We start from the raw sequence: 23,872 nt of genomic DNA, 5'->3' as shown, positions 1-23,872 counted from the left end.
TTTTGTTCAAAAATTAATTTTTATTTTAATTCATTAAAAGTTCCTTGTTTGTAAAATTTCTTTAATAAATTTATATTCTTCTAAATAATTTGCTTAATTGTTAGTATAATACGTATTAAGTAAAAAGTGGGAAAGAATGAGAAAAATGATATTTTTAGGACCCTTGTATAACTATGTATCAAATATGTATGCAACTAGGATTAATCATTTTCCGTTGATTCGCCTGTCTTTCTATGCTGTTGATAAAGCTATATTATATACGCTTTTCTTCATTATATTAAGATTTATTTGGATTAAGTGGAAACATAAGAAGACGAGTTTTGCCCATGAATTTTGGGTAACGGTATTCGCGTTTTACGTGTTCCTGCTTTTTGCGTTGACCGTCTTTAGAGATGACTATTTTTTGTGGGAATTCAAGTTCTTTTTCCATCGACCGCTTTCAGATATCAACACGGTACCATTCGTGCAGACATTTAAATTATTAAATGGTAAGTCTTTAGTAGATTTCTTTTATAATTTATATGGTAATATTGTATGGTTCGTTCCGATGGGAATCTTTATTCCTGCTTTGGGCAAGAAAGACCGGAAATTTTTCAAAGTTGTCTTAATTGGTGCTTTGGTTTCTATTTCTATAGAAGGTTTGCAATTCATTTTAAACACCGGTGTAACGGATATTGATGATGTGATTTCGAACACAATTGGTGCGGCAATTGGATATTTGATTTATTTTGTTGGAAATTGGTTGAAAAATCACATAAAGATTTGAAATTTTCAGTGGAAATGATAATCTAGTTTTAGGATAAATGGAGGAGAGAAAATGACACATATTAAATTTGATGATTCAAAATTAAATAAGTTCATTCATGAAAATGAACTCGGCGAAATGCAAAACCTTGTAACTGCTGCCGATGACGAACTACGTAAGGGTACCGGTGCCGGTGCTGACTTCCGTGGTTTCATCGACTTACCAGTTGATTACGACAAGGATGAATTTGCTCGCATTAAGAAAGCTGCTAAGAAGATCCAATCTGATTCAGAAGTATTTATCGGAATCGGTATTGGTGGATCATACTTAGGTGCTCGTGCTGCTATTGATTTTCTAAGTTCATCATTCTATAACGTTAAGAATAACAAGGATGTTCCAGAAGTTTACTTTGCAGGTAACTCAATTTCTCCTAACTACCTTGCTGACCTTATTGAAGTTATTGGTGACCGTGACTTCAGTATCAACGTTATCTCAAAATCAGGTACAACTACAGAACCTTCAATCGCTTTCCGTATTTTGAAAGCTAAGTTGGTTGAAAAGTATGGTGAAGAAGGCGCTAAGGGCCGTATCTACGCTACTACTGACCGTGCTAAGGGTGCTTTGAAGACAGAATCAGATGCTGAAGGCTACGAAGAATTCGTTGTTCCTGATGACATCGGTGGTCGTTTCTCAGTTCTTACAGCTGTTGGTCTACTACCAATCGCCGTTGCTGGTATCGACATTGACAAGTTAATGGAAGGTGCTGCTAAAGCACGTGAAGACTTCTCAGATGCTGATCTATCAAAGAACGATGCCTACAAGTATGCTGCATTAAGAAACATCTTGTATCGTAAAGGTTACACAACAGAATTGCTTGAGAACTACGAGCCAAACCTACAATACTTCGGTGAATGGTGGAAGCAATTGATGGGTGAATCTGAAGGTAAAGACCAAAAGGGTATCTACCCATCATCAGCTAACTTCTCAACTGACCTTCACTCATTAGGTCAATATATCCAAGAAGGACGTCGTAACTTGATGGAAACAGTTGTTGTCATCGACAAACCTCGTTTTGAAATGGAAATTCCTAGTGAAAAAGAAGATCTTGATGGCTTAGGTTATCTTGAAGGTAAGTCAATGGACTACGTAAACAAACGTGCTTACGAAGGTGTTGTACTTGCTCATACTGACGGTGGCGTTCCTGTAATGAGCGTTCACATTCCAGAACAAAATGCCTACACATTAGGTTACTTGATCTACTTCTTTGAAATTGCCGTTGGCGTTTCAGGTTACTTGAATGGTATCAACCCATTCAACCAACCGGGTGTTGAAGCATACAAGAAGAACATGTTCGCATTGCTTGGCAAACCAGGCTTTGAAGAACTTGGCAAAGAATTAAACGAACGTCTATAATATTTGGATATTGAAAAAGGTGGTTGCCGTTATGGCAATCACCTTTTTATTTTGATCAAATTTTCAATGAAGAACTACAATGAGTACATATAAGTATTTTGTTAGGGATGTTTTTTGTGAAGAAGAGTTTGATTTTATTAACAGCCGCCATGGCTGGTGGAATATTTGCAATTAGTAACAATATAAGTACACCAGTTATCGCTAATGCTGCGACAGAGGAAACTAGTTCAAGTACAGAAGAATCTGATGGAATTTCAGATTCCCTTAGAACTGCTATTGCTACCAAAGAGGGTATCGATGTTTCAGCAGTAACAAAAGATTATTTGGGAACATTGACCGGAACACTTGATTTGTCAAATCAGAATATATCTGATTTATCAGGTATTCAATATGCTGATTCATTAACTGGCTTGAATGTAAGTTCAAATGAAATAAGTGATATTAGTGTATTGGGTGGATTAACTAATTTAACATCATTGGATATCAGTTTTAATCTTGTTAAAGATTTTGGTGTATTGAATAAGTTGTTTCAACTTGATAAATGTGTACTTGGGCAGCAAAGTATAATGGCTCCAGATGATTATATGTACGGTAACAGTGCAACTCTTAACATATATGATTTTGTTGATGCTAATGCTGATAAAAATAGTGTAGAAATAGATGGAGATATGGTTTTATCTCCTACGGGTGCAGATATAAATTATAGTGATGCATCTAAAATAAAAATCACTAATAAGGATAATTCTTCGGTGCAGGATATAGGGATTCCATTTAGTGAAAAAATACAATTGAAAAATGGTAGTAACCCCATTGCAAATATGATATTAAGCAAGCGTTATAACTGTGTTGATTACATGCCACAATTTCATGCTAAAGATATTACTATTGATCAAGGCGATAAATGGGATCCTGAGGCTGGAATTGAAGATGCAAGTTATTTGGGTAAAGTTATGGAAAGAGCCGGTAGTAAATGGGACAGTACATACTTAAAAGACCATTTTGGATATAATGATAATTCTTTTATTTCTGTAAAACCTGTTCAAAATCAATTAGACACAAATAAACTAGGGACATATAAGGTTGAATACTATTCACCATTATATGAAGGTTTTATTTATCCGACTACCTCAACCGTTACCGTTAAACCCAAAGAGAATAATTCAAGTAGTGTATCTCATTCTGATTCAAATGTATCAGATATTTCAGATATCAAAAAAACTTTGTTGATTACTAAAAAATCCGATTCGATTCCTATTTATGACCAAAATGGTAGGAAAATATCTGATAAGTCCTTAAGCAAATTGACGACTTTCAATACAACTGAAAAAAATGTAATTGATGATAATACTTATTATGAGATTGCTAATGATCAATGGGTTAAATCTGATTCTGTTCGAGAATATACTAAAGAATCAGGAGTTTTGCAGAGTAAGTCTGATTCCTATAAACAATTGTTAAATGCGGATGGTATAAAACTTAATCGTGGATTGAAGCAGACAACAGACTGGTTGTATGACGGTTATGCTGAATTCAATGGAACTAAGTATTATCGTGTAGCAACCGATGAGTGGGTCAAGGCTGACGATGTTATTTTGATCAAGGGAGTTAAAGGCGTAGTTAAAGCTAATACACAGGCTACTCTTTATAAGGATACTGGTGATCAATCTAACCGTGCCTTAGCTAAGGATTCGAGCTTTGTTACTGACAAGATTTCAAAGACTATTGATAATGAAACAATGTATCGAGTTGCGACTGATGAATGGGTAAAAGCTAGCGATGTAACGTTTAATTAATAAATATTTAAGTAGTGGCCAGTATGGCCATTATTTTTTTATTATTTTGAAATTTAATGGGCACATTTTTTGTATATAGACTTATAATAATCCTCATATGTAATAATTATATTTATTATTATTCGGTCCATTAATAAGTTTGGGGATGTTTCTTTTGAAGAAAAGTATGTTTTTGATTGCTACTGGATTAGCCAGTGGAATGTTTATGATGGGTACCAATTTTGTTACTCGTCAGCCGACTGTTAATATTGTTAGGGCTGAAAGTATTAATGATGTCGGTTCTGATGGAATAGCTTTTGGAGTTAAATCCCAGCTTTTCCTTGGTGCAGAAAAGTTTGCAACTCCTGAGTTTATTGAGGGTTTGCCGTCTTTTGATTATAATGCTGATATTAACTCACCTTTGGAGGATATATCTGGATTAAACTATGGCACAAAAATGACTTCGATAAATTTACAAAATAGTGGTGTTAAAGATATAAGTCCTATATCTAATTTGACTCAGTTAAAAGAATTGAATTTAAATGCAACTCCGTATGTCAAAACTGCTACAAATCTTGATGATTTAAAATTGCTTACTAATTTAACGTCATTGGATCTTGGTGGTGGTGATCCTTCAAATGGTCGAGGAACAATTAGTGATATTTCTGCATTGAAAAACATGAGTAAGTTAACATCATTGAAATTAAGTAATGCTGATATAACCAATATTGATGACCTTTCAGGATTGACTTCATTATCTGATTTAGATCTTTCCAACAATCCAACTAACACTACAATTGACATTCCAGGTTTAACTGATATATCTGGTATTTCGAATTTGAAGAATTTGAAAACATTAAATTTATCTGGAGATACTGGCATTAATATTGATGATATTAATGCGCTTGAATCGAATAAGTCTCTTACAAATGTTACTTTACCCAATTATCCAAACCCGTTGAGTATCAACATGGAAGATCTTTATGCTGACAATGATTCTGAATCAATTGATATCAGCAAATACATTCATAAGGATGCAACAGTTACTCCTGTGATTACTGTGGATAGTTCAGGTGATTCAGCTAAACCTACAGCGGTTTATGACCCGGATTCACAAACAATTAAGGTTGACAGAATAACAGAGGATAAATTATCTGTTGAAATTAAAGAGTTCATGACTATAAATGGTCACGATTATCCATTGATGATTAAACTAACACAACAAATTATGTTGAAGAGCATGTTACCAAAACTTAATACAACTGATGTTTCAGTTGTACAAGGTCAAACATGGGATCCATCTAGTGGTTTGACAGGTGAAATGGTTAATGGTCAATTGTATTCAATAGATAAGACTACAATTGATGCTGCAATTAGCAATGGTGAGCTAACTATAACTGGTGATAAGGTTGATACCAACAAGCCGGGAACTTATAAGGTAACCTATAATTTAACTGGTGTTCCATCATCAACAATAACCGTGACGGTTACCCCAAAGGTAAGTAGTTCTTCAAACAGTGGCTCTAACTCCAGTTCAAGTTCTAATAATTCGAAGATATCCGATATTAACAAGTTGTCATTGATTACAAAGAAATCAGATTCAATTCCGGTTTATGATCAAAATGGTAAAAAAGTTTCAGATAAAGCCTTAAGTAAGATAACTACCTTTAACACAACTCAAAAAAATATAATTGATGGCACCACATACTACGAAATTTCTAATAGCGAGTGGATCAAAGCAGATGATGTCAGAGAATACACCAAAGAATCTGGTGTTCTACAAACTAAGTCTGATTCAGATAAGTTGATTTTGAACTTAAATGGTGTCAGATTGAATCGAGCTTTGAAGCACACAACAGATTGGTTGTATGACGGTTATGCTGAATTCAACGGCACTAAGTATTATCGTGTAGCAACTGATGAGTGGGTCAAGGCTGACGATGTTATTTTGATCAAGGGAGTTAAAGGCGTAGTTAAAGCTAATACACAGGCTACTCTTTATAAGGATACTGGTGATCAATCTAACCGTGCTTTAGCCAAGAATTCTACCTTTGTTACTGATAAGATTTCAAAGACTATTGATAATGAAACAATGTATCGAGTTGCGACTGATGAATGGGTAAAAGCTAGTGACGTTACATTTACTCAAAAATAACTTCATAAGGTGATATCCTCTGGATATCATCTTATTTTTTTACAAAACAACAAATATATTTGGATATAATTAACATTGTTATGCTTTCATTACATAAATAAAAAGTCTATTGTGCCGTGTGACTATGTATATTATTATTAGACCACGGGGGATCTTATGATTAAAAATAAAAAGTTAATTGCAGCAGTAATCGCGATTGTTGGGGTGATTGCTATTGCCGTCATTTCAGTTTTTGTCAGCAATAATAATAAGGCACGTTTAGTTGCAGCTGAACAGAAGACCGAACAAATTGCTAAAAAGAAAAAGGAAGCTAAAGCAAAGGCCAAAAAAAAGGATTTGAATGAATGGAAACGTCCATCTGAGTCTAAGGCTTATCCAGACTTAGCCAAGCATAAAGATGCTTATATCAAGGTATCGATCGATAAGCAAAGAGTTTATATTATCGATGGTAAAAATACTTTGTATACTATGAAGGCCGCCACAGGGGAAAAGGGTTCACCAACACCTAAGGGAACATTCCATATCCAAAACCGTGGCGATTCATTCTACAACTCTGAGTCTAAGGAAGGTGCCAACTATTGGACATCATTCAAAGACTGGGGAGTTTACTTATTCCACTCAGTTCCAACCGACAAGGATGGTAAGTATGTCGAAAGCGAAGCACATAAGCTAGGCGAACGTTCAAGTCATGGCTGTGTACGTTTAACTATTCCTGATGCAAAATGGATCAATTCTTCAGTTCCTGGTGGAATGAAGGTAGTTGTACAATAAGACAAAATGTAAACAAAAAAGAACCGCTCAAGGCAGAAATTCACGGCCTTAAGCGGTTCTTTTAATTATATACAAAAATATTTTTAGTTTTTCCAAAAAAATCGGTGTATTTTTCTGTAAATCATGATATTATATCAATGGTTAATTGAGCGCACGCTCAAATTATTCAATATTAATATAATTATAAGTGCTGTATGACTTAATCGTGTGCTCAATAACTGTGAAAAATACGGAGATAACATCATAAGTTATAAATGATAATATATCGCCGAATTTCTAAACCAATAGAAAAGAGGTACTACTATGAAAGATGGTAGTGAAGTAGAAACAAACGAGACAACCGCTAAGCACGGCAAGTTTGTAAGTGCCAGCTCTGCTGAAAACAAGAGTTTGGATGAGATCAACGGCAGTATCGAAGTGCCTGAAGGCGCTGGATTCTGGAGAACGTTGATGACTTATACAGGTCCCGGTATTTTGATTGCCGTAGGTTATATGGATCCTGGTAACTGGATCACGTCAATCGCCGGTGGTGCTCAATATAAGTACACACTTTTGTCAGTCGTACTTATCTCAAGTTTGATTGCCATGTTATTACAATCAATGGCTGCCAAGCTTGGTATCGTAACAGGGAAGGATCTTGCTCAGCTAACACGTGAGAAGACTTCTAAGACTGGAGGAATCATCCTCTGGATCATCGCTGAATTGGCGATCATGGCGACGGATATCGCTGAGATCATTGGTTCAGGTATTGCTATTAAGCTGTTGTTCAATATACCGTTGATCGTTGGTATTTTGATTACTGCTGCCGATGTTTTGATTTTGCTATTGCTAATGAAGTTAGGATTCCGTAAGATTGAAGCTATCGTTGCGACATTAGTTTCAGTTATTTTATTAGTGTTCTTATATGAAGTATTCCTAGCTAAGCCAAGTGTTGCAGGAATTATTGATGGTTATTTCCCAAAGAGTAGCATTATTACCAACAATGGTATGTTGTATCTATCACTTGGTATTGTTGGTGCCACAGTTATGCCTCATGATTTGTACTTGGGTTCATCAATTTCTCAAACAAGAAAAGTTAATCGTGAAGATAAGAAGGATATTGCCAAAGCAATCAAGTTCTCAACAATTGACTCAAATATCCAGTTATTCTTAGCTTTCATCGTTAATAGTTTGCTTTTGATATTAGGTGCCGCATTATTCTATGGTACAAATAGTGAACTAGGACGTTTCGTTGACTTGTTCAATGCCTTGAGCAATAAGCAAGTCGTTGGTGCCATTGCCAGTCCTATCTTGAGTATGTTGTTCGCTGTTGCCTTGTTGTCATCAGGTCAAAGTTCAACAATTACTGGTACACTTTCTGGTCAGATCATCATGGAAGGTTTCATTAGATTAAAGATGCCATTGTGGGCACAACGTCTTTTGACAAGACTTTTGTCAGTTACACCAGTTTTGATTTTTGCTTTCTATTATCACGATAATGAAGCTAAGATCGAAAACTTATTGACATTCTCACAAGTATTCTTGAGTGTGGCTTTGCCATTCGCCATCATCCCACTGGTACTATTCACCAGTGATGAGAAGATAATGGGACAATTCAAGAATAAGAAGTGGGTCAAGTACTGTGCTTGGTTCGCAACCATCGTTTTGATAATCTTAAATATTTATTTGATCGTTCAAACAATTGTGGAAGCTTAGTGGAGGATAAATGGTAAAAAAGAGTGACATTCAAAAAGAAAAGATTTTAAAGGCCGCTCAAGATCTATTTGCCAAAAAAGGTTTTGAAGCAACTACTACGCGTGAAATAAATCGGGCCGTTGGAATTTCTGACGGTTCTTTATATTATTATTTTCCAGAGGGTAAGAAACAAATTCTGGATATGATCGTTGAAAAAGGGATGGTTCATCGTGAACAAGGAGTTGCTCGTTCTAGTATTGAAGTTCATTCCTTACAAGAATTTGAAGAACAGATACTTGATATGTATGATCGAGTCTGTGAAATATTTTCAGATGAGGAAGGGTATCGTTCATTCATGATCACTATCCGAGAACGTGCCATCTTGTCCAATGAGCAATCTGAATGGATTTCTCAGATCCTGATTCGAATCAAGAAGAATTTGACTACGAGTGTCAAAAACATTCAAGATCAAATTTGTATTTCAGATGATGAGATAACAACTCTAATCGATATTATTGTTGCTATAACGCAGCGGTCGATTTATGAAGAGTTATTGATCAAGAATAAAAAGACAATTGAACCAGAGGTAAGAAAACGTACAATAGATCAAGTTCAGTTGTTCATAAAACTAATTACAAAATAAGAGTCTATCGAAAATCGATAGGCTCTTTTGTTTTACTCAATTTTATTAGGCGTGCGATTCAAAAAGTATTTAACTCCAGATATTATATGGAAATATACAGATAATTCGAGCATGTCCATGTTGAGACTCTTCAAGAACGGCCATTCACGTCGTGATGACTTCCACATTGTCGGTTGCGACTTACTGAAGTCATCAGATACTTGTTGTGGTCGATCCAGGAAGATTCCTGATTCGAACAAGTAATTAGAATATGCATAGAAGAATTCAGTGGTCTGTGGCTTGTCGATATCGTCATGAAGAATCTTCACACGAGCTCTTAAGAAGGATATCGAACTTCTCATTAGTTGTGCGCCAGATGCGGAGTCTTGTAGATAGGCGAATAATTGTTCAAAGAAATGTTGATAAGAATGAATCTCACCGGCATTTAGGTATGAAGCTAGGTGATTTCTAAATGGATATTTCCAGTTATTAAGATTGTATTCCCACTTGTGTCCGATCCAGATCGTATAGGGGATTTCGTAGATACTTGGGTCAGATCCTGTTCAAAACTTTGGTTGATAATTTCTGGATATTCTCTTGGTAATAACTTTTTGATTTCGCTGTTACGGATATTGCCATTGGTCTTATCTCTGGTCAACTCAAAGAGTTTGTTCCAAGTGGCTTCATCAAATAATTCGGGGTTGATGATTTGAACTTGTTTTAGGTTGATCGGTGCAGAATTAAGCGTGTAACCACCGGCAAAACAATCATCAGTTAGCTGTAAGGTCTGTACGAAATGACCGCCTAGAGAGTGTCCTAAGCCGTACAGCAAGCAGTTATCTTGAATATTGTTCTGAAGGTAACTGATAAAATCTCTGGCAACCATCATCTGGCGATTTTCAGTATCATTGCCAACAAGGATGGCATTGACGTTGTAATTCCAGTCTTTGTATCCTTCCAGCAAGAACTTATCTAGGCGCTTACGACGCGAACGTTCGGTATAATCCATGTCGGCTTCAGTTCCTTTGAAGGTAACGTAACATTCGCGAATACCATCGATTTCGACTTCGTAGGCAATACCTGAGAATCCACAGGCATCAGCTTCAGGAATCAGGACCCTGGCATCATAAGAACGGATGTAAGTAGTATGTCTTTGGACTTTTTCAAAAATCAAATAGTCTAAGAAACTTTCGGGAGTGAATTCATCGAACATATAACGGTCATAATCAAACTGCATGATCCTAGTTCTGAAGTCGAGATCATTCAGTAATTCGTGAGGTTGATATTTTTCAGTTCTTTCCTCAAAGACATGCATTTTGTTTTGATATATCAAAACTTTCATCTGTGTTAAGTAACCTTGACATAAACCAATGCTTTCATCTTGGATCATAGCTATCAGACGTTTCAATTTATTGATTTTACGGTTACGGTTCGGAATGTCTTCCATTTCTTTGGCGTGAGATTCATCAATATTTTTAAGTTTTAGTGCTTTATCGATAAGTTCAGGATGCAGCATTCTTTTTTGCTTAAAAAGTGGATCTTTAAGATTTACAGTTTGAGATAATATCAAATTTGTAAGTCTAGTTTTTTCTTTGTTCAAATAAGAGTAGCTGAAGTACATACGCTTATTTTGGCGAAGTAATTCTTTGCTATCCTTTTTGTTGAAGGTCAATGGCATGGCCTTATGTGCTCGAAAATTTAACAGGTCAAATTGCTCATAAATCTTGTTTAATCTGTTTAAAGATTTGAGTAGCTCTTTCATAGGATCACCTCGAGTCTCTATATTCAGTGTACCAAAATAATGATATGAAAGTATAATTATTACAAAATATAGCACATCTGTAGTACTTCACACTTGTGATATATTACAGATGTGCTATAATGTACTTGTGGAGGTTGGAGATATGGAAATAGACATTAAGACTTATTTAGAGGATAAGCATTTAACGATTTACTTCATAGCGAAGAAGAGTGGGTACGGTTATACCACTTTGCATAAGTCCTTTAATAAGGAACAATCTTCCGCAACGCCGCTCAATCTACGCGATATTGAGGCCTTGGCCAAAGCGCAAGATATGGAGATGTGGCGCGTTCTACGTGACTTGGAATTGCATTATCTAAAATGAGAGAGAGGTAATTATTTATGGCAAGATCATTTTGGGATGACGATTTATTTTCAAATAACGATATGGATGACATTTTCAACAGATTGATGGGTGAGAACAACAATGGTAATGGCACGAAGTACTATGTCAATGGCCATGAATTAACACCTGAAGAATTGGCTAGATACCAAGAAATGCGTACGGCTGGCAAGCAAGTTCCTGTCGGTGATGAGGCGCAACAAGCTAATTCTGGAAGTAACGGTAAGTTGTTAGACAAACTCGGACGTAATTTAACGCAAGAAGCTCGCGACGGTTTACTTGACCCCGTTATTGGGCGTGATAAAGAAATTCAAGAAACGGCTGAGATCTTGAGTCGTCGTACTAAGAACAATCCAATTCTAGTCGGTGATGCTGGTGTTGGTAAGACTGCGGTTGTTGAAGGATTGGCACAAGCAATCGTCAAAGGTGATGTTCCGGCTGCTATCAAAGACAAGCAGATCATCTCTGTTGATGTATCTTCACTAGAAGCTGGTACGCAATACCGTGGTTCATTCGAAGAGAACATTCAAAACCTACTTAAGGAAGTCAAAAAAGCTGGTAATGTAGTTCTATTCTTCGACGAAATTCACCAGATCATCGGAACTGGTGCTGCAGGCGGAGATGCTGGTAGTAAAGGCTTATCAGATATTATCAAACCAGCTTTGAGCCGTGGTGAGATCTCAATTATTGGTGCAACTACTCAAGATGAGTACCGTAATACGATCATGAAAGATGCTGCTTTGGCTAGAAGATTCAATGATGTAACGATCAATGAACCAAGTAAAGATGCGACAGTAGCTATCTTAAAGGGATTGCGCAAGGCTTACGAAGATCACCACAATGTCAAGTTGCCTGATGAAGTTTTGAAAGCTGCTGTGGATTATTCAGTACAATACATTCCACAGAGATCACTCCCTGATAAAGCAATCGACTTGATCGATATGACAGCTGCTCACTTGGCAGCTAAGAATCCGGTAACTGACAAAGTTAGCTTGGAGAAGTCCTTGAAAGAAGCTGAAGCTCAAAAAGATGAGGCTGCTAAGAAAGAAGATTTCGAAAAAGCCGCTGATTTGAAGAAGAAAATCGAAGACTTGAATGCCAAACTAAACGACGACGAAGGCAGTGAAGCTGAACCAATTGCAACTGTGAATGACATTGCTGAATCAACTCAAAGATTAACTGGTGTACCAGTATCACAAATGGGTGCCAGTGACATTGAGAGGTTGAAGGAAATGGGCAAGCGTCTCAAGGGTCATGTGATTGGTCAAGATGAAGCTGTTGATATGGTTGTCCGTGCTATTCGTCGTAACCGTGCTGGCTTCGACGAGGGCAATCGTCCAATTGGTAGTTTCTTATTCGTTGGTCCAACTGGTGTTGGTAAGACTGAATTAGTCAAACAATTAGCAAGTGATATGTTTGGTAGTAAGGATGCTATCGTGCGTTTGGATATGAGTGAATATTCTGACTTGACCGCTGTATCTAAGTTGATCGGTACATCGGCTGGATATGTTGGTTATGAGGATAACGGCAATACTTTGACTGAACGAGTAAGACGTAATCCATATTCAATCGTCTTGTTAGACGAAATCGAGAAGGCAAATCCACAAGTTTTGACATTGTTGTTGCAAGTTATGGACGACGGTCGTTTGACTGATGGACAAGGTAATGTTGTTGATTTCAAGAATACGATTGTTATCGCCGCATCAAATGCCGGCTTCGGTGACAAAGCTACTCAAGATGAAAAACTAATGGACAAATTAGCACCATACTTCCGTCCTGAATTCTTGAATAGATTCAATGGTATCGTTGAATTCACTCATCTATCAAAGTCTGACTTGAATCAAATCGTTGATTTGTTATTAGACGATGTAAATAAGAACTTGGCTAAGAAGAATATCACACTTGAAGTAACTCCTGAAGCTAAGGAATGGTTGATCGATGAAGGATACGATGAAGCTATGGGTGCAAGACCACTTCGTCGGGTCATCGAACAACAGATTAGAGATAAGGTTGCTGAATTCTACTTGGACAACTTGGATGTTAAGAATCTTAAAGCTGACTTAGTAGATGGAACAATCAAAATCACTGAGAATAAATAGAAAATAGAGCGTGACAAAACACGTTTAGCTTCTGAGTATAACCTAAAAAAGCATCGTATTTACGTAGTAAATGCGATGCTTTTTGTAGTTAAACGGAAGAAGTTGTGTTTTGTTGCGCGTTTACGCTCCAGATTTAGTGAAATGTGGTTATGCTATAAGCCTGCTTTTATGCTTTAATATTTTTGACTCTGATCAATTTGTTAGGTGTGACTTTGAAGATACCGACTTTTAAATGTTGATGGTAGACCTTTTGTGTCATGACTGTAAATGTTCGGTGCCATTCAGGAATGACGACATACTGGTAGCCATTAACGGTAGTTTTGAACTGTTGTTGCGACATTGTGAAGTTCTCTTGACCAGTAACTTTGTCTGAGAAGAAGTAATATCTACCGACATATCCGGCGTAATAGTCGTCGGCATCGACAGCGTGAGGATCGACTAATAATATTTTGGTATGATTCATTTTGGTAATCTGTGGTGCAAGATTTTTCATTTGGACCGGTAGTTCCTCTTTACCCAAAGTATCGTTATATTCGATGCCATTGATTTCAGAGAACATCATGATGACTGAAAAGATCATTAAGACTAGTGCCATGATCTGGTACATATTCTTAGTTATGATCGAATAGAATGAGCGCAATGAACGTTTGGAAATATCTTGTTCGAAGTACGCTCGATCCATTGCCACGACTAATGCCATCGATCCTAATAGCAAGTTTAGGATGACCATACTGGATAAGTAGCGTTCGCACCCGTCCAACTTGATGGCCTCAGCATAGGGCATTGAGACGATGTACATTGCGAAGACACTGATGTAATAGGCGACAAAACTCAAATCGAGTGCAATTAGTGTTGCGAATAGATTAGTTTTCTTATCAAGAAAGATGCGAATAATCAACCAGGCGATGATCAGACCAATATTTATTAGGATAACTCCTTTAGTCGATAAGGAATTTGTGCTCATTATTTGATGCATAAATTTCCGACCGATTTTTAAAATAACCGTTGAACTTTCGCTAGATAATTGGTGTTTGTATGCTTGTGAGCTGATTTGGTGCTTAGATACAGCGGCAAATGTTGATTTGACGTGTAAGTTCCACCAGAAGAATGGCAGGTAACCTAGTATCATGGTCGGGATGGATAAGATAGAACTTTTGCCAATACGTTCGAATAAATTACCCTTGGTGTTTTTCATCAACGTGTACCAGAGATAACAGCCAGTCATGACAACGTACATGGCACCAGAGTTCTTGATCAATAGTAGTTCGTCACTGAATACGAAGGCAATAAAACAAGCAATTTTCCATTTTTTGCGGTAAGTATAGATACCAGCAATTCCAGCAGCTGTAACAACTGGTAAAATAAAATCTACCAGCAGGTTATTCATGCGAATTGCAATATTGAAGACGTTGGTTATGGAGATAATAAAACACAAAATGAAGGCATTCAATGCCCTAGTACGATCTCTTAAGACGGAGAATATCGCATAGAAACTAGCCCAGATCAATAGAAATTGAGCTAATAGCATAGCACCATCGCTGAACCCGACCCAGTGGACGAATTGTGTAATGAAGAGTGCCGTTGCTGGTGGATAAGATGTGAATGAAATCAGTGAATCACCGGCAGTAGGAAGGTGTCCTTGAAATAGGAGGAATTTGACGATCAGTGCCCAGTGAGAATAGTTATCATAATGAAGCAGGGGACTTTCTACCAGAGTTTTGCCTAAGATGATACCAATAACCATCATCCAAACATCAAAGTAATGCATCTCTTCGAATTTGGTATGACCTTTATGGACTAGTAACAAGACGATCCTTATTACTTCGATCAGGATACCAAAAATAACCACCGCGTTTAGTGCGAATGGAAGTAATTTTAGCATCGCGAAGACATACAGGATCAATGTTTGAATGATCATGCCTGTTATCCAAGACAGATGTTTATTTATACCGAACTCTCGAAGTCCTCCGGCATAACCCAATTGGGCAATGAAAAAAATTATAAAACCGAATACAGACAATTTACTATACTCCCTGTTAAGAGTTATTACGGATAAATTTGGTAAACGTACGTTCAATCGATCTCAAATGCATAACAGCATTCAGATGTAATTCATCTAGTGGTGTGATCCAATTGTCCTGCATCTTTGGTAGTAAAGCATTATCACCATCGTGAATCAACTCTATGTAATGATCTTGACCCTTAGTATTGTCAATTTTGATCGTGACGGCATACCAAACCGGTTCTTGTTCCACGACACGAACGACGCGACTAGTGAAGTGAATCGGAAACTTGTCGTGATACAAGATGCCACTGAATTCTTGATTCTGTTTGAGTTTGACGGATGGATCAATGAATTCAAATGAGAATCCACCTTCAGAAACATCTCGAGTTTTGAATTCAGTTGTTGGTGCGGCTTCGCCAGGTAATTGGATCTCACCAGTGGCTTCACTTAAGAAACGTTCACTCTTACGATATATGTTTCGCTTCATTGATACGAATAGACAAAAACTTAAGTTGATAAAGTGAGTGACTAGCCAAAAAGTAATCACACTTCCGACAATGATTTCAGAACCCCATTTACCATAGTTAAACTTGATAATTGCCCAGAGTGTGAGCAACCACAGGAATAGATATGGCAAAATATAAAGTCGATCTTTGAATGAGAAAGTGACGTTTTTCTAAGTTACTTTGAATTTCTTGGCTTTAATACCGATTGTTTCCAAAAAAACAGGGATGAACAAGTATGGTGCGAAAAATGTTTCCTGAATTTCACCCCAGCGTTCGTTACGAATCTTACTTGAAGCATCACCGAGGACGTAATGTAATAGGAAGTAACCTGGCGCCCAGATGATCATCAAGATCCAAAAATTAGCATTAACAACTTGTACTTTGAATAGTGCATACAATAACGGCGCTACGATATAGATCAATCGACGAGTGAAAGTCCACCAATATAGGTAAGTATTGATCAAGATGATTCGATTCGTCATAGAGAGATTAGGATTGGTGAAGATGTGTAAGTTACGACAACTTTGAACAACCCCACGCGCCCAACGAGTACGCTGTTTAATGACACCTTTGACATCAACTGGTGTGATACCACTGCTGACGGGCTGCGTTGTAGCAATACTTGTATAACCTTCCATGTTGATCTGTGTTCCTAGCTCGAAGTCTTCAGTAATAGTATCAGTTGGGAATCCGCCAACTTGATCAACGGATTTACGTAAGAAGACAGCGTTGGAACCGGTGAATAGAGCTGTTTCGTTATAACCATTTAAGACATTAACGTCACGTGAAAAGAAATCTTGCTCGTTAGCAACGTAGTTTTCAGCGAATAAGTTAAACTGAAAAATATCAGCGTTATAAAAACTTTGTGGTGTCTGAACGAATCCCAGTGCCTTAGTGTGATCAGGGTCAGCCCTTAAGTTGGCCCAATTATTAGTGAAGAAGGGAACACTGCTGTATAAAAAACTGGAGAACGGAATCATATCAGTATCAAAAATGGCAAACAGTGGTGAATCTAATTGTGCCAAAGCATGGTTGATATTACCGGCTTTGGCTTTTTTGTTGTTTTCCATTTTGACATAGCCAACGTGATATTCAGCTGCTAATTTTTTAACCTCGTCTCGACAGCCATCATCACAAATAACAACGTGGACTTTGTTCTTATCGGGATACCTCATGAATGTAGCCGCATTGACGGTCTTTCTAAGTAAATCGACATCCTCGTTGTGAGTCACGATCAAGATATCGATATCTGGTACAGGTTGAGTTGGATCAAATTTAGGAATTTCTAGACTATGATTTTTCTTGGATTGCATAATGCGAAAGATTATCAAAACATAAGCGGTGAAATTTGAGATCAATTCACTACCAACTAATAGTAGGGCAAAAATAAGTGTGAAGATATGAGCGTGCCAGGGAATAGTAAAGAATACACGCCATAGTAAATAAAGTACTGATAGTGCGATTGCCAAAATATAAATGATTTTTTTCTTGGTTGAAATCCTCATTTAATCTGCCCACTTTTCTGTATAAAAATACTTATATATTCAATAATAACGCTAAATGAAAATAGTAAACTGAAAAGTGTAAATATATTTGTCTTAGCCATACAATGTTCGGATTTTACTGGATTATTAGCTTTAAATATCGAGTTTATATAGAAAATTAATTGAGACATTTCTGAAAAAATCGTTTATGTTTTGTTGACATAACGATATAAAACTGGATAATTATTCAAAATTGTAGCAAAACACGAACTATAATTAATTTTATATAGAAAATGTTTATATTTGTATTGAAAAATCAATTCAACTTTGCAATACTATATAAGTTCGTGAAAAAGAATTGATTAGGGGCGTTTATATTGGAATCATTGAATGATGAAAAGAATCTAAGTTTCTTAGAACGTTTGTTTCATCTAAAAGAGGCTAACACTACTGTTAGACGTGAGGTCTTGGCTGGATTAACAACTTTTGTATCTATGGCATACATTCTGTTCGTTAATCCACAAGTATTAGGGGATTCAGGGATGGATAAAGGTTCATTATTCACTGCCACAGCTTTGACGGCGATTGTCGGATCTGTTTTGATGGGGATTTTGGCCAATTATCCAATTGCTATTGCACCAGGACTCGGTGACAATGCATTTTTTAGTTATTCAGTTGTTATTGCGATGGGAATTCCATGGCAGACAGCAATGGCAGGGGTCTTCGTTGCCAGTATTATTTTCTTAATTGTTTCATTATTGAAATTGCGTGAATTAGTTATCAACTCAATTCCACAAGATCTGAAGCTAGCTGTTTCGGCTGGACTGGGGTTGTTCATTGCCTTCGTAGGATTGCAGGGTGGTGGCTTGATCGAAGCCAGCAAGTCATCATTAGTTGAGATTGGATCATTCACTAATCCAACAACTCTATTAACGATTGCTGGATTGATCGTTACGGCTGGACTTATGTGCAAAAAAGTTCCTGGTTCAATCTTTATTGGGATGGTCTTCACGACTGTTGCTGGATTAGTAACTGGCTTGATCTCAATGCCTAAGCATATTGTTTCTGGTATTCCAAGTTTGAAACCAACTTTTGGTGTTGGTATTTCGCATGTTGGGGAGATCATCAATAAACCACAAATGTGGGCCGTTGTTATTATCTTCCTATTGGTAGCATTCTTTGATACTGCTGGTACTTTGATTGGACTTGCGGAACAAGCAAGTATTATGAAGGATGGTAAGATGCCAAGAATCGGGCGTGCTTTGATGGCTGATTCTATCTCAATGGTCAGTGGAGCTGTCTTTGGTACAACTCCTCCAACAGCCTATGTTGAATCGAGTGCCGGTATTGCCGTTGGTGGTAGAACAGGATTAACATCAGTTGTTGTTGGTGTGTTCTTCGCTATCTCCATGTTCTTCTCACCATTATTAACGGTTGTCACATCAAACGTTACTGCACCAGTATTGATTATCGTTGGTGCCTTAATGGCTCAATCAATGAAGGGAATCCATTGGGAGAAGTTTGAGATTGCTTTACCTGCCTTCTTAACAGTTCTAGCAATGCCACTTACATATAATATTACTTATGGTATTGCCTTTGGATTCATAGCCTATCCATTGACAATGATGGCAGCAGGTAGAAGAAAAGAAGTTAACGGTATTATGTACGGTTTGTTCTTTGTCTTCCTATTGTTGCTATATATTATTAATGTTTTGCCACATAATTAAAAAGATAGTTCATTGGGATTTTTTCCAGTGAACTATTTTTTGATTATTGCAGTTAGACATTCTTTTTCGTCATCATTAGTGTGACGGAGTGATTTGATTTTTCTGACGGTTAATTTGGCAAGTTTGGATTGTGGTTCTTTAGCAATGATTTGGTAGATTCTTTCTTGATCATGCGGGAAGATAACTGCATATAGCCACGCTTGTCCCATTTGAACGTAATACTCATCACTCTTTATTGAAGTGGCTAATTCGAGTATTTCGTCAGTGTAACCGGCTGTGTTGTAGAACTTCAGCAAGAAGACCAGGCCACTTCGTTGTAGCCAAGGATTATCGCTGTTCAAGTAAGACTTGATAGTATTCAAGAACTCATCACGATACTTGAGAACTTGTTTGAAGTGAATGACCATATCACAAGTTGCCCAAGAATTTGATTTTGATAAATATTCATCGCAGTATGAGGTGAATTCTGTCAGGGTGAGTTTCATGTTACTTATAACGTAAGCTTGGATGATGACGACTTCATAGTTTTCTGTCCCAACAATGCTTAGGAATTCTTTGGGGTTGCCTTGACTGATTTCTTTGCCTATAGCGCGAAGCTCACTCATAGATATGCCGATGACTGGATAGGCAGTAACAATGATTTTTACAGCTCGCTCACGATATTTTGGATCACTCATACTTTCCAGTTCAGTTAGAAATTTTTCATAGTCTGATTTTGACCAATTGAGTTCTTTCAAATTCAATAGCATTTTAAGTCAACCTCGCAAATTTATTTATTTTTATTATGACATACAAAAAGCCGTTGAGATGTTCTCTCAACGACTTATTTGTAAGAAATATTAATTAGCCATTATATTTGGCTAATGTGAATGTAACTTTGTCTTTATTCTTTAACTTCTTTTTGTTGGCAGCAACGTTAACTTTTTTACCATTAACAGTAAAGGTCCAGTAGATCTTCTTTTTGTTGTTTTGCTTCTTGCCATCGATAGCTGAGATAAAGCCGCCCTTTTCAGTAACTTTCCAGCCTTTTTTGACGCCAGTCATAACAGTGGCATTCTTTTTTAAGGTAACAGTCTTCTTAGCAATTTGTTTCTTATTCTTTTTCAAGACATAAGTAACTTTGATGTTTTTTGTCTTTGCATCAGCGGTTGTTGTGGCAGCCGGTGCGATAACACCAATAAGCAATAACAATGACATTAATAAAACGGTGATTCTTTTTTTCATAATATGTACTCCTTCAGATAAAATTAGCTTGCGATTTCTAATTATATCAGAGAATTTGTTTATCAATATATAAGGATTTCATGTGAATAATAATACTTTGGAATTGTGTTATTCTTAAATGTACTAGTGAGTAGATGGGAGAGTGATTGATAGTGAAAAAAATTTATTCTGGATTTAAACAATCAGTAAATAATTTTTCGATACTAGTTTATTTATTATCAATCATTATTTCATCACTTGTATTTAATAACCCAATAATTGTTTTGGTAGTATTCTTGTCTTTATTATTCGTTGCCAAGTTTACTCAAAGAGAAGATTCGAAAGGTTATTTTAAATTTACAGTAATAATTTTTTTGACCACGATTATATTTAATCTGATTATCAATCAAAGAGGGAGTAATGTTCTTTTTCAAATACCATTACTGAGAGTGACCACTGAATCGCTTTTGAATGCTGGTATCTTGGCCTTTTCATTCGTTAATTTGTTATTAGCCTTCTATATTTATGATTCATTGACTAATGTCAAAGTTATTTTTGATTTACTGTCCAAAAGTTTACGGAGTATTGCTATTGTCTTTATTTTGACGATTAAGTTTATTCCCAAGATAATTCAAATATTTGAGAATACTAGTTTTCTTTATAAGTTTCGTAATAATAATTATCACGGTAACGGTAAAGTCTCCAAACAAATGGACCTGCTAGAAATAGTTTTAAACAAATCAGTTGCAAGTTTTATGAATGTATCGGATGTCTTAATAACTAAGGGTTATAACGAACGTGCGAAAGTTTCTCGGGATTATCATGGTACGAAGTCAGACTATATTTTTTTCACAGTTAGTTTTCTGACTATCATATTTAATTTTACGATGATATTTTTAAAAACGGGCAAAGTTGATTTTGGTTCAGCGACAGTTAAATTCGGAATAAATTCAAATATAATAATTATCAGTGTCATCAATTTAATTATGATTACAATGCCAATTTTAATAGGAGTGTTTCAATACTTATGGTGGAAATGGTACATTTCAAAAACTACAGCTTCAAATATGCCAACAGTCAAAAACTTTCGTTAAGTAAGGTTGATTTAACCATCAACAAAGGCGATTTTTTGTTATTGATCGGTAAAACCGGTAGTGGTAAAAGTACCTTATTGAAACAACTGAAGCCGGACCTAGTGGTTGGTAATATTACCGAAGGTACTCTAGATTGTCAGATAGCTGATAATAATATTTCTTATATTTCGCAATTTGTGGATAATCAGATGATAACTGAATGTGCTAGGGATGAATTTAATTTTATTCTTGAGAATAGAGGCTATTCGACTGATACAAGACATATGAGAATCGCGGAAGTAGCAAGTTACTTCGGGATCATCGACTTGTTGGATCTAACTGAACAGGAATTATCTGGTGGGCAGAAGCAATTGATCAATTTGGCTTCAGCGTTGATAACTGATCCGGATATTTTGTTACTAGACGAACCGACGTCACAACTTGATCCAATTGCGGCCGAAAAATTACTGCAGATGGTGCACAAAATAAACTCGGAATTAAATGTAACTATCGTCATGGTGGAACATTCACTCGAACGTAATACCGTGTATGCCAATCGTTTGGCTATCATCGAATCGGGGTCGATATTGCTGGATGAAAAGGTCGATACAGCGTTAAAGAAGATGTATCAAGATAATTTTTATAAGAATTATTTGTCTCAAATAGATAGATCCTTTATGGAATTAAAGTTTAACGATGATATGGTTTTGCCATTGAATAATCGTCAATTTAATAAACTGTTAATTGAGCATAAAGATGGAATAAATTATGTCGATAGTCCTCGAAAAGTTAATAATTCCAAAAAAGTATTACAGCTTAAAAATTTGGAATTCCGATTTGATTTTGAGTCAAAAACAATTGTGGATAAAGTTAATTTTGAGTTGGATGAAGGGATGTCATACTGCTTAGTCGGTCCTAATGGAGTTGGTAAGTCCACATTGATCAGGGTTATTTCACAGCAGATGAAGCAACAGTCCGGCAAGATTGTTTTGGATGGTGAGACTGTTAATAATAAGAATATAGATATTTATCAAAAACTGTTTGTTCTACCGCAGAATCCAGCGCTACTGTTTGTTGCCGATACTGTTTTTGGAGAAATCGAGTTTCAGCTAAAACAAAATAATTCTGAGATCACTTCTCAACAAGTTGATTTGATTCTAAAACAATATGATTTGTTTGAGTTAAAAGATATCAGTCCTTATGATTTGAGTGGAGGACAACAGGAATTCTTAGCGCTGATAATTGGTTTGATCAAGAATCCTGAGGTATTGTTTTTGGACGAACCAACGAAGGGATTAGATCCTAATATGGTTTTAAAACTTCATGAGCTATTAGAGGATTATCTGGCAACTGGCGGTATCTTATTCGCAAATAGTCATGATTTAGTTTTTGCGACGCGGTTTGATTATGTGTCAATGATGTTTGACGGTAAATTAAGTGAGTTCAAACAACCAATTGAATTTTTCAGGGACAAATTCTTTTATACAACGGAAATAAATAAGGCATCTAGGGATAGTTTTCCAGATGCTTTGACTTGGAATAATTTAAAAAAGCTATAGGACAAATATTAATATTTGTCCTATAGCTTTTATTATTAAGGAATTAATAGATAAACTAATGCACCAACAGCGCCACCGGCCATAGGTCCTAAGACAGGAACCCAACTATAGGGCCAGTCAGAATCACCTTTATTGGCAATCGGTAAAATTTGGTGAGCAATTCTTGGTCCCAAATCTCTGGCAGGGTTAATAGCATAACCTGTCGTACCACCAAGTGAGAAACCGATCGATGTAATTAAGACACCGACGACCATTGGATTCAATCCATCGGTAAACTTACCACGTGTAAATGCTAGTAGAGCGAAGACTAAAACGAAAGTACCAATAAATTCACTGATAAAATTCATTGGATAATTTCTGATAGCGGGTCCAGTTGCGAATACACCACGGATAGCATCCTCATCTTTTGTTTCAGCCCAGTGTGGATAGTAGTTGACCCAGACTAGTACGGCACCAACGATACCACCTAATGTTTGAGCGATGATATAAGGTATTACTGATGACCATGGGAATAATCCGGCAATGGCCATCCCTAATGTAACGGCTGGATTAAGATGAGCAGGGCTCAAGAATCCGGAGCAGTAAACACCAAGTGTTACTGCGAGACCCCAGCCAAGTGCAATAGCGACCCAACCAGCACCTTCAGCCTTTGATTTTTTCAAACTTACAGCTGCAACAACACCGTCACCGAGTAGGATCAAGACTAAGGTACCAATGAATTCACCCAATAATTGTAAAGTTAAGCTATCTTGCATAAAATACACCCCTTTGTGCAAATAATTCTATAAAAATTTATTAAAATTCGATATAATTACCATTTTATTAGTAATGTCATCGTTTACAAATATTATACATACTTGACAGTATAATTACCATTTTTAAGAGCTTTTTTAAAAAAAACTAAGAATTATTACGTAATT

The 23,872-nt window shown here is 36.5% G+C and carries 20 protein-coding genes; 12 read left to right on the top strand and 8 right to left on the bottom strand.

Annotated features, from left to right (window positions below):
* Positions 1-145: 145 nt before the first annotated feature.
* The 7 genes from JCM14932_RS05450 to JCM14932_RS05420 all read left to right on the top strand — a co-directional run bounded on the left by JCM14932_RS05450 (position 146) and on the right by JCM14932_RS05420 (position 9,173).
* Entirely contained in the window at positions 146-766 is a 621-nt protein-coding gene (locus JCM14932_RS05450; protein ID WP_025023996.1) for a VanZ family protein, read from the top strand.
* Between the two features lie 51 nt (positions 767-817).
* Positions 818-2,158 carry a glucose-6-phosphate isomerase gene (locus JCM14932_RS05445; RefSeq protein ID WP_025023995.1) on the top strand — a complete coding sequence of 447 codons (1,341 nt, stop codon included), beginning with the start codon at positions 818-820 and terminating at the stop codon, positions 2,156-2,158.
* A 116-nt stretch (positions 2,159-2,274) separates the two neighbouring features.
* Positions 2,275-3,951: an SLAP domain-containing protein gene (locus tag JCM14932_RS05440; protein WP_025023994.1), complete on the top strand. Its 1,677-nt coding sequence runs from the start codon at positions 2,275-2,277 to the stop codon at positions 3,949-3,951.
* A gap of 154 nt (positions 3,952-4,105) precedes the next feature.
* Positions 4,106-6,085: an SLAP domain-containing protein gene (locus JCM14932_RS05435; RefSeq protein WP_025023993.1), complete on the top strand. Its 1,980-nt coding sequence runs from the start codon at positions 4,106-4,108 to the stop codon at positions 6,083-6,085.
* A gap of 156 nt (positions 6,086-6,241) precedes the next feature.
* Positions 6,242-6,856: a L,D-transpeptidase gene (locus JCM14932_RS05430; RefSeq protein ID WP_025023992.1), complete on the top strand. Its 615-nt coding sequence runs from the start codon at positions 6,242-6,244 to the stop codon at positions 6,854-6,856.
* Positions 6,857-7,159: 303 nt separating this feature from the next.
* Positions 7,160-8,551, top strand: a complete 1,392-nt coding sequence (locus tag JCM14932_RS05425; RefSeq protein WP_025023991.1) for an Nramp family divalent metal transporter — start codon at positions 7,160-7,162, stop codon at positions 8,549-8,551.
* A gap of 10 nt (positions 8,552-8,561) precedes the next feature.
* Positions 8,562-9,173 carry a TetR/AcrR family transcriptional regulator gene (locus JCM14932_RS05420; protein WP_025023990.1) on the top strand — a complete coding sequence of 204 codons (612 nt, stop codon included), beginning with the start codon at positions 8,562-8,564 and terminating at the stop codon, positions 9,171-9,173.
* Positions 9,174-9,205: 32 nt separating this feature from the next.
* Here the strand turns inward: JCM14932_RS05420 and JCM14932_RS17000 are convergent, their stop codons facing one another.
* Positions 9,206-9,514, bottom strand: coding sequence for a glycosyltransferase family protein (locus JCM14932_RS17000; RefSeq protein WP_235700525.1), 309 nt, complete (start codon positions 9,512-9,514; stop codon positions 9,206-9,208).
* A 95-nt stretch (positions 9,515-9,609) separates the two neighbouring features.
* Positions 9,610-10,914 (bottom strand): DUF6792 domain-containing protein, encoded by a 1,305-nt coding sequence (locus tag JCM14932_RS14635; protein WP_235700524.1) that lies wholly within the window; start codon positions 10,912-10,914, stop codon positions 9,610-9,612.
* Positions 10,915-11,056: 142 nt separating this feature from the next.
* Here JCM14932_RS14635 and JCM14932_RS05410 point away from each other — a divergent pair, with 142 nt between their 5' ends.
* Together JCM14932_RS05410 and JCM14932_RS05405 are read left to right on the top strand one after the other, a co-directional pair.
* Positions 11,057-11,278, top strand: a complete 222-nt coding sequence (locus JCM14932_RS05410; RefSeq protein ID WP_025023989.1) for a hypothetical protein — start codon at positions 11,057-11,059, stop codon at positions 11,276-11,278.
* A 17-nt stretch (positions 11,279-11,295) separates the two neighbouring features.
* Entirely contained in the window at positions 11,296-13,395 is a 2,100-nt protein-coding gene (locus JCM14932_RS05405; protein WP_025023988.1) for an AAA family ATPase, read from the top strand.
* Between the two features lie 166 nt (positions 13,396-13,561).
* Here JCM14932_RS05405 and JCM14932_RS05400 read toward each other — a convergent pair whose 3' ends face one another.
* The 3 genes from JCM14932_RS05400 to JCM14932_RS14630 are packed head-to-tail and all read right to left on the bottom strand — an operon-like array spanning position 13,562 to position 17,411.
* A complete protein-coding gene (locus tag JCM14932_RS05400) occupies positions 13,562-15,415 on the bottom strand; it encodes a hypothetical protein (protein ID WP_025023987.1) in 1,854 nt (617 codons plus the stop codon).
* Positions 15,416-15,431: 16 nt separating this feature from the next.
* Positions 15,432-16,037 carry a PilZ domain-containing protein gene (locus JCM14932_RS16995; protein WP_235700523.1) on the bottom strand — a complete coding sequence of 202 codons (606 nt, stop codon included), beginning with the start codon at positions 16,035-16,037 and terminating at the stop codon, positions 15,432-15,434.
* A gap of 39 nt (positions 16,038-16,076) precedes the next feature.
* The gene (locus JCM14932_RS14630) at positions 16,077-17,411 is read right to left on the bottom strand and encodes a glycosyltransferase family 2 protein (protein ID WP_235700522.1); all 1,335 of its coding nucleotides are present in this window, start codon (positions 17,409-17,411) and stop codon (positions 16,077-16,079) included.
* A 356-nt stretch (positions 17,412-17,767) separates the two neighbouring features.
* Here JCM14932_RS14630 and JCM14932_RS05390 point away from each other — a divergent pair, with 356 nt between their 5' ends.
* A complete protein-coding gene (locus tag JCM14932_RS05390) occupies positions 17,768-19,117 on the top strand; it encodes an NCS2 family permease (protein WP_034542629.1) in 1,350 nt (449 codons plus the stop codon).
* Positions 19,118-19,149: 32 nt separating this feature from the next.
* Here the strand turns inward: JCM14932_RS05390 and JCM14932_RS05385 are convergent, their stop codons facing one another.
* Both JCM14932_RS05385 and JCM14932_RS05380 read right to left on the bottom strand, forming a co-directional pair.
* The gene (locus JCM14932_RS05385; RefSeq protein ID WP_025023985.1) at positions 19,150-19,866 is read right to left on the bottom strand and encodes a DNA alkylation repair protein; all 717 of its coding nucleotides are present in this window, start codon (positions 19,864-19,866) and stop codon (positions 19,150-19,152) included.
* A 94-nt stretch (positions 19,867-19,960) separates the two neighbouring features.
* Positions 19,961-20,341 (bottom strand): DUF4430 domain-containing protein, encoded by a 381-nt coding sequence (locus JCM14932_RS05380; RefSeq protein WP_025023984.1) that lies wholly within the window; start codon positions 20,339-20,341, stop codon positions 19,961-19,963.
* 152 nt (positions 20,342-20,493) lie between these two features.
* Between JCM14932_RS05380 and JCM14932_RS05375 the strand changes: the two genes are divergently transcribed.
* Positions 20,494-21,414 (top strand): energy-coupling factor transporter transmembrane component T, encoded by a 921-nt coding sequence (locus JCM14932_RS05375; protein ID WP_025023983.1) that lies wholly within the window; start codon positions 20,494-20,496, stop codon positions 21,412-21,414.
* Complete coding sequence (locus JCM14932_RS05370) at positions 21,348-22,952, top strand: ATP-binding cassette domain-containing protein (RefSeq protein WP_025023982.1); 1,605 nt, start codon at positions 21,348-21,350, stop codon at positions 22,950-22,952. Before JCM14932_RS05375 ends, JCM14932_RS05370 begins: the two co-directional genes overlap by 67 nt.
* 35 nt (positions 22,953-22,987) lie before the next feature.
* Here the strand turns inward: JCM14932_RS05370 and JCM14932_RS05365 are convergent, their stop codons facing one another.
* Complete coding sequence (locus JCM14932_RS05365) at positions 22,988-23,707, bottom strand: MIP/aquaporin family protein (protein WP_025023981.1); 720 nt, start codon at positions 23,705-23,707, stop codon at positions 22,988-22,990.
* Positions 23,708-23,872: the final 165 nt, after the last annotated feature.

The sequence above is a fragment of the Companilactobacillus nodensis DSM 19682 = JCM 14932 = NBRC 107160 genome (genome assembly GCF_000615905.1).
In the GTDB taxonomy this organism is placed as follows: domain Bacteria; phylum Bacillota; class Bacilli; order Lactobacillales; family Lactobacillaceae; genus Companilactobacillus; species Companilactobacillus nodensis.
The sequence above is the reverse complement of the archived record's forward strand: the minus strand, read 5'-3'. Positions and strand labels throughout refer to the sequence as shown.

What these genes read in the sequence shown, in the direction of transcription:
- JCM14932_RS05370 (WP_025023982.1), top strand. Translation starts at nt 21,348, where the DNA reads ATGGTGGAAATGGTACATTTCAAAAACTACAGCTTCAAATATGCCAAC.
- JCM14932_RS05365 (WP_025023981.1), bottom strand. Translation starts at nt 23,707, where the DNA reads ATGCAAGATAGCTTAACTTTACAATTATTGGGTGAATTCATTGGTACC.
- JCM14932_RS14630 (WP_235700522.1), bottom strand. Translation starts at nt 17,411, where the DNA reads ATGAGGATTTCAACCAAGAAAAAAATCATTTATATTTTGGCAATCGCA.
- JCM14932_RS05380 (WP_025023984.1), bottom strand. Translation starts at nt 20,341, where the DNA reads ATGAAAAAAAGAATCACCGTTTTATTAATGTCATTGTTATTGCTTATT.
- JCM14932_RS05445 (WP_025023995.1), top strand. Translation starts at nt 818, where the DNA reads ATGACACATATTAAATTTGATGATTCAAAATTAAATAAGTTCATTCAT.
- JCM14932_RS14635 (WP_235700524.1), bottom strand. Translation starts at nt 10,914, where the DNA reads ATGAAAGAGCTACTCAAATCTTTAAACAGATTAAACAAGATTTATGAG.
- JCM14932_RS05450 (WP_025023996.1), top strand. Translation starts at nt 146, where the DNA reads ATGATATTTTTAGGACCCTTGTATAACTATGTATCAAATATGTATGCA.
- JCM14932_RS17000 (WP_235700525.1), bottom strand. Translation starts at nt 9,514, where the DNA reads ATGAGAAGTTCGATATCCTTCTTAAGAGCTCGTGTGAAGATTCTTCAT.
- JCM14932_RS05420 (WP_025023990.1), top strand. Translation starts at nt 8,562, where the DNA reads ATGGTAAAAAAGAGTGACATTCAAAAAGAAAAGATTTTAAAGGCCGCT.
- JCM14932_RS05430 (WP_025023992.1), top strand. Translation starts at nt 6,242, where the DNA reads ATGATTAAAAATAAAAAGTTAATTGCAGCAGTAATCGCGATTGTTGGG.
- JCM14932_RS05425 (WP_025023991.1), top strand. Translation starts at nt 7,160, where the DNA reads ATGAAAGATGGTAGTGAAGTAGAAACAAACGAGACAACCGCTAAGCAC.
- JCM14932_RS05385 (WP_025023985.1), bottom strand. Translation starts at nt 19,866, where the DNA reads ATGCTATTGAATTTGAAAGAACTCAATTGGTCAAAATCAGACTATGAA.
- JCM14932_RS05405 (WP_025023988.1), top strand. Translation starts at nt 11,296, where the DNA reads ATGGCAAGATCATTTTGGGATGACGATTTATTTTCAAATAACGATATG.
- JCM14932_RS05410 (WP_025023989.1), top strand. Translation starts at nt 11,057, where the DNA reads ATGGAAATAGACATTAAGACTTATTTAGAGGATAAGCATTTAACGATT.